The sequence below is a fragment of the Neorhizobium tunisiense genome (genome assembly GCF_039631515.1).
Taxonomy (GTDB): Bacteria; Pseudomonadota; Alphaproteobacteria; order Rhizobiales; family Rhizobiaceae; genus Neorhizobium.
The window spans coordinates 71,104-83,721 of record NZ_JBDIUU010000009.1; the positions used below are offsets into that span (position 1 = coordinate 71,104).

Consider the following 12,618-nt stretch of genomic DNA (forward strand, 5'->3'; position numbering starts at 1 on the left):
AAAATGATCCATTGCGATGCAGATGAGGGTGGGACTGGGGGTTATTGCAGGATCACGCAGCCAACTTCTTCTTCAACAACTCATAGATACCGATCTCGTCCACATGCACCGGCACGATGTCGGCATAGGACTTCTCGGCGTTATCGGCTGTAAGCTCCTCGATCGCATTCGCTGCCATTTCATTGGTCGGCGCTTCGTTTTCCGCCGGGACGGCGTCGGAGGATTCGTCCTTGCTGGAGCTATCGTCGGAAACGAGGCCGTCGGCAGCGTCGTCGGTATCGGAATTGACAACCTGTTCGGCGGCGGCGGCAAACAGGGCCAGTAGCGCTGTATCGTCCACGGATGCCGTGTCGGCCGCGCCATCGGCGGGTTCGGCATTCGCCTTGTCGTTCTTCTTCCCGATGACGTCCTGGATCTTCTGGACGTCTTCGAGTTTTTTTCCGGCTTCGGCCGCCTCGATGTCGGTCCGGCGTTCGGCGCGGGTTTCGGCATCCTCGACCCGGGTCGGATCGTAGCCCTGCGGACCGAGCTTCAGCTCTTCGAGCGTCTTCGGATCGGCGACATCCTTGAGCCGCTGCACGACGCGCTCGACTTCCGTGTCGAGCTTGCCGCCATTGGCCTTCCGGTTGAGGCCGTCCATCAGTCGCTGGTTGTCGTCGCCGTAAGGGTTCTTGATCGCCGAGAGCAGCGTGTCCATCGAGATGCCGATGTCTTCAAGGCCGAGATCTTCGACGAGTTCGCCGATCTCGTCCGGCATCATCTCTTTCAGTGCATCTTCCAGCGCTTTTCCGAGCCTGTAGGACGAACGCGCTTCGTCGGTATCGATGCCGAGCTTGGCAGCCAGCCGGTCGACGAGTTCGATCTTCAGCTCGTTGGGGTCGGTCCTAGTGACGCCGAAAAGGGCGGAGGTAATCTTGTCGCGGGCGCGCCGGGTGTCTTCGCTGGCGCTGATACGGGCTTCGGTAACCGGGTCGTTTTTCTTGCCGGTCCGCTGTTCCTCGTCCTTCTTGCGCTGCTCCTCGATACCGTCGAGCATCGACTGCATCATATTGGTCGCGGCAAGCCCATACGTCTGCTGGGTAGGAAGCAACATGGCCCGAAATCCGGTCTCGTCGAAAGGTACACCGCCAAGCAAAACTAGATTTGAAGGGTTAACGAGACGTTACCGGGCGGCTAGAACTTATGTCACTCCTTATCTATTCGGGCGGCCGCGGTTTCACCACCAGCGTCACCAGTACAAAGCTCACATAGAGAAGCAGATACCAGGACCCGAGCTTGCCGAACGATACGACGTGCCAGGTCTTCTGTGTCGGATAGATCCAGGTGCCCGTCAGCGTTCCGATATTCTCGGCAAACCACAGGAAGGTCGAGGAGAGAAACGCTGCAAGCACCAGCGGCATCCGCAAAGTTGTCTTGTCGGTGGTGAAATGGATGTTCACCCGCCAGAACACGATCACGGTCGCCGCAAACAGAAGATACCGGATGTCCGGCAGAAAATGATGGCTGAAGAAATTGGCGTAAATGGCGATTGCCAGAAGGCCAGTCTGCCACATTGGCGGATAATGGCTGAAGCGCATGTCGAAGATGCGGATCGTGCGCGCCATGAAGGAGCCGACCGCGGCATACATAAAGCCGGAAAACAACGGCACGCCACCGATCTGAAGAAGTGATGGTTCAGGATAGGCCCATGACCCCATATGGACCTTGAATATCTCCATCACTGTTCCCGTGACGTGGTAGACGAGGATGACCCGGGCTTCGTCCCAGCTTTCCATCTTGAAGCGCAGGAACAAGATCTGGATTGTCAGGGCCGCAAGGAATAGGAAATCGTAGCGATGGATCGGCCAGCCCGGTTGCCAGATGACTTTGGTGACGAGCAGCAGCGCCAGCATGATCGCTGCAAACAGGCAAGCCCAGGCCTGTTTCAGCCCGAACAGGAGGAATTCTGAAATCCACCATGGAAGCGGCGCCAGTGCGCTACGAATAAGAATTCGCAGCGGCTCGAGATAAGGCCCTGTCTCGTGGGCCGCCGGACGTTCGCGATAGCCTTGATCCATCCGCCATCAGTCCGTCAGCTATGGGCGAATATATCGGCCTCTTCCCAGCCCAGCAGGTCCAGCTTCGCCCGCGTCGGCAGGAATTCGAAACAGGCCTGGGCAAGTTCGACACGCCTGTCGCGCACCAGGCGGTAGCTCAGCTTGTCGCGCAGCGCATGCAGGTGCAGCACGTCGGAGGCCGCATATTCGAGCTGCGCCGGCGAAAGAACCTCGGCTGCCCAGTCGGATTGCTGCTGCGCCTTGGAAACATCGACGTCCAGCATTTCCTTCAGATTGTCCTTCAGTCCGTGCCGGTCCGTGTAGGTGCGGGTCAGCCGCGAGGCGATCTTGGTGCAGAACACCGGCGTCGTGGTCACGCCGAACGTATGGAAGAGCACGGCGATATCGAAGCGGCCGTAGTGGAAGATCTTCTGGCGCATCGGATCGGCAAGCATGGAGACGAGGTTTGGAGCCTCGTTCTGGCCGGCCGCGATGCGGATCACGTCGGCGGAACCGTCGCCCGGCGAAAGCTGCACGACGCAAAGCCGATCGCGGCGGGGTACGAGGCCGAGGGTTTCCGTGTCGATGGCAATCGCCCCCCTATAACGCGCCGCATCCGCTGCCGGAATATCGCCTTCGTGATACCTGATCTCTGCCATGTCCGCCTCCGTCCGTCCGTCTGTCTTGTCGGAATCGCTATAAACCACGTTTTTCCCGAGCGATATGGTGATCTTGAGAGAGCGGTGCAGGGGTGCCGACAAAGCCTCGCTGAGCGATCGTATAGGCCCGGGGGCATTTGCTCAGCTCTGCGCCCAATGCATTGCTGCATTGCAGCAGGGTGGGTTGGCGTGATTAAACGATTAGCCTATATATTTATTCATCGAGCGACGCACTCCTCCTCCCAGTGTTGCTCGATACGGATCGACAACATCCTCCTCCTCCCAGTTGTCGATCAAGTTTAAAGCCTGGCGCACCCTCCTCCCGCGCCAGGCTTTTTCCGTTTCTGGAGCACGGTTCCCCCTTATAAAGCACTGTTATTCGCCTCACGGCAGCCGAGCTCGTGCGGGTTGCGATCTGTGACTGGCGTCACGTGTGTGTCACGCGGCGCCGATATACGAAACCTCGCCTTCCCTTTGAACTTTTCGTGAGGTTACTATGCGCAAGATTTTTGCCGCCCTGGTCGTTTCGACCGTGCTCGCCGGCGCCGCCCAGGCCGCCACCGTATATCCGCTGGATCGTGCCACGATCCTCGCCGGTTCACCATTCGACTTCAAGGTCGAGTTCAACTCGGTCGTCAAGCCGCAAGACGTCAAGATCACCGTCAACGGTCAGGACTACAAGGCCGTTCTCGGCAAGGAAATCCAGTTCGTCGCGGAAGAAAAGAACAAGGACAAGCTCCTCGGTTCTGCCGTCATTCTGCGCGGCCTGACGCTCGCCAATGCCGGCGACTACAAGGTCGAGATCTCGGCCGGCTCCGAGACCAGGACCGTCACCTGGAACGTCTACGGCACGGGCGCTGCCCCGAAGGCCAGGAACGTCATCTTCCTGCTCGGCGACGGACTGTCGGTCGCACACCGCACCGCTGCCCGCATCATGTCCAAGGGCATGACCGAAGGCAAGGCGAACGGCCGCCTCGCCATGGACGACCTCGATCATATGGCTTTTGTCGGAACCTCGGCCACCAACGCGACCAACACCGACTCGGCCAACACGATGTCCGCCTATATGACCGGTCACAAGACCGCCGTGAACGCGATCGGCGTCTACGCCGACCGTACCCCGGACCCGTTGGACGACCCGCGTGTCGAAACGATCGCCGAAGCCCTCCGCCGCCAGACCGGCAAATCGATCGGTATCGTCGCCACGTCCGAAATCGAGGACGCCACGCCGGCTGCCGTCGTCGCCCACACCCGCAACCGTAACGACAAGGCAGATGTCGTCGGCATGCTTCTCGACGTGAAGCCGGAAGTCGTGCTCGGCGGCGGTTCCGCTTACTTCCTGCCGCAGGCGACTGCCGGTTCGAAGCGCAAGGACGACAAGGACTTTATCAAGCTCTTCAAGGATGCCGGTTACACGCTCGCCACCGACAAGAACGAACTCGCCGCCGGCGCAAATGCCAATGGGCTGCTGCTCGGCCTGTTCCATCCCGGCAATCTGGACGTCACGCTCGACCGCGAGTTCCTGAAGAAGGGCACCGTCGAAAAGTATCCGAACCAGCCGGGTCTCGTCGCCATGACCAAGGTTGCTCTCGATCGCCTTTCCAGGGATCAGGACGGTTTCTTCCTGATGGTCGAAGCTTCCTCTATCGACAAGATGTCCCATCCACTCGATTGGGACCGCGCCGTCGTCGACACCATCGAATTCGACCAGGCGGTCGCGGCTGCCCGCGAGTTCCAGAAGACGCATCCGGACACGCTGATCGTCGTCACCGGCGACCACACCCATGGCGTTTCGATCATCGGCACGGTTGACGACGAAAAGCCGGGCACCGAGATGCGCGAAAAGGTCGGCATCTATGCGGAAGCCGGCTTCCCGAACTACAAGGACGAAAACGGCGACGGCTATCCGGACAAGATCGACGTCTCGCGCCGCCTGTACCTCGCCGCCAATAACGGCCCCGACCACTACGAAACCTTCCGCCCGAAGATGGATGGCCCGTTCGTTCCGGCCATCCAGAACGAGAAGAAGGAATACATCGCCAACGAACAGTACAAGAATGTCCCCGGCGCAGTTTTCGTCCAGGGCAACATTCCGAAAAGTGGCGACAGCGGCGTGCACTCGGTCGACGACGTCGTCCTGCAGTCCTCCGGCCCCGGTTCGGAAGGGTTCAAGGGTTACATGGAACAAAGCGACATCTACAAGGTGCTCGCCGATACCTTCGCTCTCGGCAGCAAGCAGACCAACTAAGGTCTGGCCGCCTGCCGCGCCCGTGGTAAAACAATGTTCCCGGCCGGGACTCGGCCGGGAACACCGTTTCAGGAGGTTTCATGGAAAAGCGTTTTTCCCGGGGTTTCAGCCGGCGCAGCTTGCTCGGCCTGGCTGCCGCCGCTCCGCTGTTGGCGGCAGCCCGTTCCGCTGTCGCTTCCGATGATCTTGGTTTCAACGAACTCTATGGCAAATATGGCGTTCTGGGCCTCGAATTTTCCGACAAGGTGAAGAAGCTGGCGGGCCAGCCGGTGGCGATCCGCGGTTTCATGGCGCCGCCGCTGAAGGCCGAAGCCGCTTTCTTCGTGCTGACCGAAGTCCCGATGGCGCTTTGCCCCTTCTGCTCCTCCGACGCGGACTGGCCCGACAACATCATCGTCGTCTATCTCCACCGCAAGCAGACATTCACCCAGGCGAACGAAACGATCGAAGTGCGCGGCACCCTCGAGGTCGGCTCATGGAAGGACCCCGAGACCGGATTTGTCAGCCTGTTGAGGATCCGAGACGCGGCATATCAGGCCGCATGACCATGCTCTCCCTACGTATCGACACTCTGGCCAAATTCTTCCCCGGCCTGGATAACCCCGTCCTGCTGGTCGATTTCCTGACGATCGCGGCCGGCGAGCGCGTTGCCGTCACCGGCGGTTCCGGGTCCGGCAAGAGCACCTTCATCAACATCATCACCGGGCTCGAACGCCCCACCTCCGGAAATGTCGTCTGGAGGGGCGAGGATATCAGCCGGTTTTCCGAGACGGCGCGTGACCGCTGGCGGGCAGAACATGTCGGCCTCGTCATGCAGGATTTTCATCTTTTTCCCGGCCTTTCGGCGGTGGAGAACGTGCTTCTGCCGGCACGGCTGGCGCGGGTCGCCGATGCCGCCCTGACCGCGCGTGCGCATGATCTCCTGAAGGGCGTTGGCCTTTCCCGCCCGGACCAGAAGATCGAGACCATGTCGCGCGGCGAGATGCAGCGCGTCGCGATTGCCCGCGCCGTCCTGCGAAAGCCAGGCGTGATCGTCGCCGACGAGCCGACAGCCAGCCTCGATGTCGAGGCGGGCGAGGCAGTTGGACGACTGCTGCTCGACATGGCGGCGGAGGCGAAAAGCATGCTGATCGTCGTCTCCCATGACCAGCGGCTGATCGATCGTCTGGATCGCCGCATCACGCTCAGCGCCGGCCGCATCGTCGCCGACAACCTGCGCGAAGAGGTGGCTGCATGATCCGTTTCATCCTCGCGGACCTGCGCCGTCTCTGGGCCGGCGCCGTCGTCGTCGTGCTTCTGGTCACGCTTGCCACCGCTCTTGGCGTCACCGTCACGCTGCAGGAGCGCGCCTTGCGGCTCGGCAGCGCCCGCGCCGCCGACAAGTTCGACCTGGTCATCGGCGCCGCAGGCAGCGAAACCCAGCTTGTGCTCTCGTCGATCTTCCTGCAGCCGGCGCCGCTGCCACTGATGTCGGGCGAGGTGCTGGCAAGGCTCTCGAAGGATCCGCGCGTCACCTGGGTGGCGCCTGTCGGTTTCGGTGATTCCTTTGCCGGCTATCCATTGGTCGGCACCACGCGCGCACTGATCGGCAGCACCGTTTCCGGTTTTGCCCAAGGCCGCATGTTCGAGAAAGAGGGCGAGGCGGTGGTCGGCGCGGCGGTGAAGCTGCCGCTTGGCGCCGAGATCAAGCCCATGCACGGCACGGCGCAGACGGGCGGCGAGACCCATGCGGGCGTCGTGTACCACGTGACCGGTAAACTGCCGCCGACGGGAACACCTTGGGATCGCGCCATTCTGGTGCCGATCCAGGCCGTCTGGCATGTCCATGGCCTCGGCCGCGATCATGGGCATGAGGAGGAAGAGCATCACGAAGGCGAAGCACACGTGACGCAGGCGGCCGCCGCCACGGATGAGCACGGCCACACACCGCTGGAAGCGATGCGCGAACGTGCCGAAGATCATCAGCACGAAGGCGAGGCCGCTGCGGCCGCCGGTCACGACGAGCATGGCGACGAGGATCATGATCATCACGGCGCCATCGACGCCGATGCGCCGATCGACGAGAGTTTCGCAGCCGATGCCCCGGGCCTTCCGGCGGTCCTCGTCAAGCCGAAGACGATTGCCGATGCCTACAAGCTCCGGCAGGAATACCGCAACGGCAATACGCTTGCGGTTTTCCCGGGCGAGGTGCTCACCAGCCTCTATGCGACGCTCGGCGATGCCAGGATGGTTCTGAGCGCCGTCGCGGCCGGCTCTCAGGGGTTGGTGGCGGCTGCCCTGGTTCTGGTCACCGTCACCCATATCGGCCAGCGGCGGCGCCAGATCGGCGCGCTGCGGGCTTTTGGCGCGCCGCGGCTCTCGGTTTTCGCGATTGTCTGGCTCGAACTTTTCCTGCTGGTGGCTGCCGGCATCGGCCTCGGCTTCCTGGCCGGCCTTGCCGCCGCCCGGCTGATTGCCGATGCGTTTACCGCCAGGAGCGGCATCATCCTGCCGGTCGGCTTTACCGGCGAAGATTGGCGTATGGCGCTGATCCTGCTCGGTGCAGCGGCGGTCTTGTCCGCCGTGCCGGCCATTCTCGCCTACCGCCAGTCGCCGGCAGCGGCGCTTCGCGCCTAAATCAGCGCCTTTATCGCTGAAATCACCTCGTCCTCGACATCGAGTCCCTGCTCGATCGCCTTCCGGCGCGCGTTCTGGCCGCGCCGGCCCGGCAGACGCACGCCTTCCTCGGAGGCCATCTCGCGGGCGAGTTCGGCGATCCGCTCAGCCGCCGAAGCAGTGCTCGCGGAGGGATCGATGACGATCAGCGTCTGGCCGACCGATGGCGGCGGGCCTTTCTCGTCCATGAACGAGCTTGCCTCGTAGGAGAAGTTCGATCCGGTGAGGCCCGCCGAGAGGATTTCCACCATCAACGCCAGCGCCGCCCCCTTGGCGCCGCCTGAGGGCGCCATCAGGCCCTTGTGAGCCGCGTGCGGATCGGTGGTCGGCTTGCCGTCGGCGTCGAAGGCCCAGCCTTCGGGAATACTCTCGCCCTTCTGGCGCGCCGCCATGATCTTGCCGGCGGCGACGGTCGACAGCGCCAGGTCGATCACCAGCGGATCCTCGCCGGCAACCGGCGTCGCGAACGCGATCGGATTGGTGCCGAACAGCCGCTTCCTGCCGCCCCAGGCGGCCATGGAGGCCGGCGCATTGGCAAACATCAGCGCGACGAGGCCCTGCTCGGCAAACCGCTCCACGGTCAGCGCCATCACGCCGGCATGATGCGACCGATGGATGGCGCCAAGCGCGATGCCTTGTTCCCGGGCGATCTTCGGAAGCTCGGCGACTGCGATATCGAAGGCCGGGTAGGCGTAGCCGAGCGCCGCATCGACGAGAAGCACGGCCGGACGCGGCCGGGTAACGATGGGTCTGGCCTTGCCATCCACCTTGCCGGTGCGGGCCTGGCCGATATAGGCGGGAACACGGCGCAGGCCATGACCGTATTGCCCGGCAGCTTCCGCATGCACGAGCGCATGGGCGACGGATCGGGCGGTATCGGCAAGAACGCCATTGGCTTCGAATACGCTCTGAACGAGCGTTTCGGCGGCTTCGAGGGTCATGTGCATTGGGTAAATCCGGAGAGCTGCTGTGGGCGGTTGCCATACCTATGCCCGCAGCCTGAAACGCAATCAAGTTTCTACCGGTCACATGGGTGAACCATCAAGGCGCTGGGGCGTGCTGTTCACTCGCACTCAATCGGTTGGTCAAGGTGGCGGAGGGTGACAATGGAAGGCGGAGCCGGGATCGGGGAAGCGCGTTGCACGGCGGAAAGGATATATTCGTCTATCCTCGCATTACCGGAAGAGCGCGAAAGTGATACGCTGGTTATGTTGCCGCTGCCATCGAAGTTAAAACGTACCGACGCCCTGCCCTTATCGTTGCCGGGGCAGCGACGGACAGATCTGGCCAGCTTCCCCTCCACGCGAGATCTCCACTTGGCCGGTGAGACGGAGGGCGAGAAGAAACCGGTGGAATTCTGGCTCGCTGCCGTCCGCTCAGATTGTTTGACCTGCACCTTCGCCTCGGCCATGTCCGGACGGGCCTGCTGCTGCTCTTGCTTCGGCTTTTGGACCTTCTTCACCGGCTCTTTTCGGGGCTCTGGTTTTTTTGGCTGTTCCGGCGGCTTTTCCGCGACCGGCGGCGGCAATGGCCGCATCGCCGGCAACGGCACTTCGACATTTTCGAGCGCCGCCGTCATTTGCTCGTCGACCGGCTTGATCTCCTCGATCGGTTCCGGCGGCGGCTCGGGGATGGTTTCGGTAACCTGGGGCTCCGGCTCCGGCGGCGGTTCCACCACGGGCGGCTGTACCGGTTCAGGCTCGACCGGCTCGGCGACTTCCTGCGGCGGCGGTTCGATCGGCTGCTCGACCGGTTCGGTAACGGGCTCTGGCTGCGGTTCCTCGACCGGCTCAGGCTGCTCGCTCATCACCTGTTCCTGCTCCTGCATCTCAGGAGAGATCTGTTCTTCCTCGGTATTGGCGGCTTCCGGTTCCGGCGCGAGTTCGATCATGATCGCTGCCGGCGGTGCGTTGTCGGCGGGCACCTCCGGTTGTTCGCGCATCAGATAGGCCGCGGCGCCAAAATGCACCGTCAGCATCAGCAGTCCAGCAGCGCCCCACAGCGCCAGCTCGCCGACGCGTCCGCCCGGACCTGCCTGCGAGACGACGAGGCTCATGGATTGCCTCCGGTTGCCGGAACGGCGAGTGCTGCCGCAGGAGCATTTCCACCGGTTGCCGCCGCCGGTGCCGGCAGCGTTTCAAGCCCGACCAGCGCGATCTTGAGATAGCCGGAATCGCGCAGCAGGTTCATGACTTCCATGAACTGGCCGTAGTCGACCGCCTTGTCGGCCCGCAGGAACACGCGGGTGTCCTTCTTGCCTTCCGTGACGCGGTCCAGGGTCGCGGCAAGCTGCTCGCGCTGCACGGCGTCATTGCCGATATTGAGGCTCAGGTCCTCCTTGACCGTCAGGTAGAGCGGTTCTTCCGGCCGTTCGGCGGGTTTTGCGGTCGAGGCGGGCAGATCGACATTGATGTCGACGGTCGCCAGCGGCGCCGCCACCATGAAGATGATCAAAAGCACCAGCATGACGTCGATGAACGGTGTCACGTTGATCTCGTGGTTTTCGGAAAGCTCGTCGCCGTGCTGTTCGCGGATGCCGCCGGCCATGTCAGCCTCCTGCCACCAGCGAGACCGGCGCCTTGCGGCTGCCCGGGGGAACCTTGCGGAAATCGAGGTCGCGGCTCACCAGCCGCTCCACACCCGCCGCGGCGTCCGCCAGCAGCTGGCGATAGCCGGTGATCGAACGCGCGAAGACGTTGTAGATGACAACCGCAGGAATGGCCGCAACAAGGCCTATCGCGGTCGCCAGCAGCGCTTCGGCGATGCCCGGCGCGACGACGGCAAGGTTGGTGGTTTGCGATTCGGAAATGCCGATGAAGGCGTTCATGATGCCCCAGACCGTGCCGAACAGGCCGACGAAGGGCGCGGTGGAGCCGATCGTCGCAAGAACGCCGGTGCCGCGCGACATGCGCCGGCCGGCATAGGCCTCGATGCGTGAAAGCGCCGAGCCGACCCGTTCCTTCACGCCGTCGCCATGGGCATGGTCGAGGGCTGCTTCGGAGAGCTGCATTTCTTCCGCCGCGGACCGCAGCATCAGCGCGGCGGGGCCACCGCGGCCACCGGCGATGCCGACGGCTTCCGAAAGCGTGCGGGAGGTGCGGATGACCTTCAGCGTCCGTGCGGCGCGGGCGCGGGCGCCAGCAAGCTCCAAGGTCTTGGCGAGCCAGACCGTCCAGGTCACCAGCGAGGCAAACGCAAGCCCGATCATCACGCTTTTGACGACCCAGTCGGCCGCCATGAACATGCCCCAGGGCGAAAGGTTGTGCGGGAGGTCCGAACGCTGTTCAGGCTCCAGGAACTGCGTGAACATATCGATCGGCTGGCGCGCCGCCGGTGCCGGTGCCTGGGTCGGGCTGGGAGGCGCACTGATGCTCACCGGCGCATCCGCCGGCGCGGCGGGTTGCGGAGCGGAAGCTTCCGGCTGCGGGGCAGCGGGGTTGGTCGGCTGTGCGGCGGCCGGTACCGTAGCTGACGAAGCTGCGGGCTCGTTCGGCGCCGTGCGGGAAGTTGTCGGCGCTGCCTGTGCGGCGGGAGCGGGAGCCGCCTGTGCCGGGTGCGCACCGGAAGGTGAGGCCGCCTGCGGCGCGGGCGGTGCTTGCGTCGACGCATCCGGTGCCTGCACCTGCGCCATCACCGTCGAAGCCGTCAGTGCCAAGGCCGCGAGAACGAGCGGGAGCCGGCTCCTGATTGGCTGGCGCATCGGAAAAGCGGGCTTCAGGGCAGCGGTCATGGCAGGCGATACTCCGGACTATTCGGCATGGCGGACAGCGCTGAAGCGCTCGTCGGCAATGACGGAAACGGGACACCGGAACGCCGCCGGCCACTGCCGCCGGGTTCGCGATGTTGCAGCTACCGGATAATAAACATGAGTGGAATTGGCAACTAATAAATCTACGGTATGCCGATCAAATTCACGCGTGTCGGGGCATTTGCCCCGTTTACGCGTGGATGAGTGTTCCGTTGCCTGGAAGACCGGGCGGTCGGACGAGCCTAACGCGCCAGCCAGCCGCCATCGACCGGTAGAACGACACCATGCACATAGTCGGATGCCGGCGAGGCGAGGAATACGGCAGCCCCGCCGAGTTCTTCCGGCTGGCCCCAGTGCCCGGCGGGAATACGGCTGAGGATCGCGGCGTTGCGATCGGGATCGTCGCGCAGCGCCTCGGTATTGTTGGTCGAGAAATAGCCGGGCGCAATGGCATTGACGTTGATGCCCTTGGACGCCCATTCGCAGGCGAGCAGCCGGGTCAGGCCGGCGAGGCCGCTCTTGGAGGCGGTATAGGAAGGGATGCGGATACCGCCCTGGAAGGAGAGCAGCGAGGCGATGTTGACGATCTTGCCGCCCTTGCCCTCGGTGATCAGCCGGCGTGCAAACGCTTGGGAGAGAAAGAACACGGTCTTCAGGTTGACGTCCATCACCGCATCCCAATCGGCCTCGCTGAAATCGATCGCGTCGGCCCGGCGGATGATGCCGGCATTGTTGACGAGGATATCCGCACGTCCGGTCCATGCGACCGTTTCGCTGATGATCCGATCGATCGGTTCGAGCGTCGAAAGGTCCGCCTGGATCGACAGGCTGCGTCCGCCTGCCGCGCTGACCGCTCTTTCCGTCTCTGCCATCGAGGAGCGGCCGACCAGTGCCACGTCCGCGCCGGCCTGTGCCAGCGCTACGGATATTGCCTGGCCGAGGCCCGTATTGGCGCCGGTGACGATGGCCGTCTTGCCCGTCAGGTCGAATGAAATCGGCATGGTGTCCTCCTCCGAAACTGGAAAATGCGGATATGGGTAGATGCTTACCGTCGCGAGCTCTCCGTTAGAAGCTGAAAATTTTTGTCAGAGCCAGGCCAGCCTCCGATGGAACATGGATTCAGAGATCCGAGGAGATCAGTGATTTCCTCAAAACCCGTCGCATCGAGTTCCTCGGTCATGTCGTCGGCTTGGAGCCGCAGTCGGATCTGTCGTTTGCCTTCCAGTGCCGGATCAGAAATTCAGTCCCCGCAGCCAGCTCCTCACGAGAAAC

At 63.1% G+C, this 12,618-nt stretch carries 12 protein-coding genes; 4 read left to right on the forward strand and 8 right to left on the reverse strand.

What is annotated here, in order from left to right; genetic code table 11:
- Positions 1 to 52: 52 nt before the first annotated feature.
- The 3 genes from ABCW43_RS23345 to ABCW43_RS23355 form a co-directional block, all read right to left on the reverse strand.
- The gene (locus ABCW43_RS23345) at positions 53 to 1,093 is read right to left on the reverse strand and encodes a hypothetical protein (protein WP_345928893.1); all 1,041 of its coding nucleotides are present in this window, start codon (positions 1,091 to 1,093) and stop codon (positions 53 to 55) included.
- A 103-nt stretch (positions 1,094 to 1,196) separates the two neighbouring features.
- Positions 1,197 to 2,057, reverse strand: a complete 861-nt coding sequence (locus ABCW43_RS23350; RefSeq protein WP_345928895.1) for a DUF817 domain-containing protein — start codon at positions 2,055 to 2,057, stop codon at positions 1,197 to 1,199.
- A gap of 14 nt (positions 2,058 to 2,071) precedes the next feature.
- Positions 2,072 to 2,695 (reverse strand): ribonuclease D, encoded by a 624-nt coding sequence (locus ABCW43_RS23355; RefSeq protein WP_345928897.1) that lies wholly within the window; start codon positions 2,693 to 2,695, stop codon positions 2,072 to 2,074.
- A gap of 496 nt (positions 2,696 to 3,191) precedes the next feature.
- Between ABCW43_RS23355 and ABCW43_RS23360 the strand changes: the two genes are divergently transcribed.
- The 4 genes from ABCW43_RS23360 (at position 3,192) to ABCW43_RS23375 (ending at position 7,559) form a co-directional block, all read left to right on the forward strand.
- Positions 3,192 to 4,943, forward strand: a complete 1,752-nt coding sequence (locus tag ABCW43_RS23360) for an alkaline phosphatase (protein WP_345928899.1) — start codon at positions 3,192 to 3,194, stop codon at positions 4,941 to 4,943.
- Positions 4,944 to 5,023: 80 nt separating this feature from the next.
- Complete coding sequence (locus ABCW43_RS23365; protein ID WP_345928901.1) at positions 5,024 to 5,488, forward strand: hypothetical protein; 465 nt, start codon at positions 5,024 to 5,026, stop codon at positions 5,486 to 5,488.
- Positions 5,489 to 5,490: 2 nt separating this feature from the next.
- Positions 5,491 to 6,180: an ABC transporter ATP-binding protein gene (locus ABCW43_RS23370; protein ID WP_345929397.1), complete on the forward strand. Its 690-nt coding sequence runs from the start codon at positions 5,491 to 5,493 to the stop codon at positions 6,178 to 6,180.
- The gene (locus ABCW43_RS23375; protein WP_345928903.1) at positions 6,177 to 7,559 is read left to right on the forward strand and encodes an ABC transporter permease; all 1,383 of its coding nucleotides are present in this window, start codon (positions 6,177 to 6,179) and stop codon (positions 7,557 to 7,559) included. The genes ABCW43_RS23370 and ABCW43_RS23375 overlap by 4 nt, the downstream gene beginning before the upstream one ends.
- Here the strand turns inward: ABCW43_RS23375 and ABCW43_RS23380 are convergent.
- The 5 genes from ABCW43_RS23380 to kduD form a co-directional block, all read right to left on the reverse strand.
- Positions 7,556 to 8,545, reverse strand: a complete 990-nt coding sequence (locus ABCW43_RS23380) for an Ldh family oxidoreductase (protein WP_345928905.1) — start codon at positions 8,543 to 8,545, stop codon at positions 7,556 to 7,558. The two genes, ABCW43_RS23375 and ABCW43_RS23380, sit on opposite strands and share 4 nt — an antisense overlap.
- A gap of 116 nt (positions 8,546 to 8,661) precedes the next feature.
- Positions 8,662 to 9,654, reverse strand: coding sequence for an energy transducer TonB family protein (locus ABCW43_RS23385; RefSeq protein WP_345928907.1), 993 nt, complete (start codon positions 9,652 to 9,654; stop codon positions 8,662 to 8,664).
- Complete coding sequence (gene exbD, locus ABCW43_RS23390) at positions 9,651 to 10,145, reverse strand: TonB system transport protein ExbD (protein WP_345928908.1); 495 nt, start codon at positions 10,143 to 10,145, stop codon at positions 9,651 to 9,653. Before exbD ends, ABCW43_RS23385 begins: the two co-directional genes overlap by 4 nt.
- A gap of 1 nt (position 10,146) precedes the next feature.
- Complete coding sequence (exbB, locus tag ABCW43_RS23395; RefSeq protein ID WP_345929400.1) at positions 10,147 to 11,298, reverse strand: tonB-system energizer ExbB; 1,152 nt, start codon at positions 11,296 to 11,298, stop codon at positions 10,147 to 10,149.
- 290 nt (positions 11,299 to 11,588) lie between these two features.
- Complete coding sequence (gene kduD, locus ABCW43_RS23400; protein ID WP_345928910.1) at positions 11,589 to 12,347, reverse strand: 2-dehydro-3-deoxy-D-gluconate 5-dehydrogenase KduD; 759 nt, start codon at positions 12,345 to 12,347, stop codon at positions 11,589 to 11,591.
- Positions 12,348 to 12,618 lie beyond the last annotated feature (271 nt).

Coding starts and splice junctions, on each gene's coding strand:
- ABCW43_RS23345 (WP_345928893.1), bottom strand. CDS start 1,093: ATGTTGCTTCCTACCCAGCAGACGTATGGGCTTGCCGCGACCAATATG.
- ABCW43_RS23350 (WP_345928895.1), bottom strand. CDS start 2,057: ATGGATCAAGGCTATCGCGAACGTCCGGCGGCCCACGAGACAGGGCCT.
- ABCW43_RS23355 (WP_345928897.1), bottom strand. CDS start 2,695: ATGGCAGAGATCAGGTATCACGAAGGCGATATTCCGGCAGCGGATGCG.
- ABCW43_RS23360 (WP_345928899.1), top strand. CDS start 3,192: ATGCGCAAGATTTTTGCCGCCCTGGTCGTTTCGACCGTGCTCGCCGGC.
- ABCW43_RS23365 (WP_345928901.1), top strand. CDS start 5,024: ATGGAAAAGCGTTTTTCCCGGGGTTTCAGCCGGCGCAGCTTGCTCGGC.
- ABCW43_RS23370 (WP_345929397.1), top strand. CDS start 5,491: ATGCTCTCCCTACGTATCGACACTCTGGCCAAATTCTTCCCCGGCCTG.
- ABCW43_RS23375 (WP_345928903.1), top strand. CDS start 6,177: ATGATCCGTTTCATCCTCGCGGACCTGCGCCGTCTCTGGGCCGGCGCC.
- ABCW43_RS23380 (WP_345928905.1), bottom strand. CDS start 8,545: ATGCACATGACCCTCGAAGCCGCCGAAACGCTCGTTCAGAGCGTATTC.
- ABCW43_RS23385 (WP_345928907.1), bottom strand. CDS start 9,654: ATGAGCCTCGTCGTCTCGCAGGCAGGTCCGGGCGGACGCGTCGGCGAG.
- exbD (WP_345928908.1), bottom strand. CDS start 10,145: ATGGCCGGCGGCATCCGCGAACAGCACGGCGACGAGCTTTCCGAAAAC.
- exbB (WP_345929400.1), bottom strand. CDS start 11,298: ATGCGCCAGCCAATCAGGAGCCGGCTCCCGCTCGTTCTCGCGGCCTTG.
- kduD (WP_345928910.1), bottom strand. CDS start 12,347: ATGCCGATTTCATTCGACCTGACGGGCAAGACGGCCATCGTCACCGGC.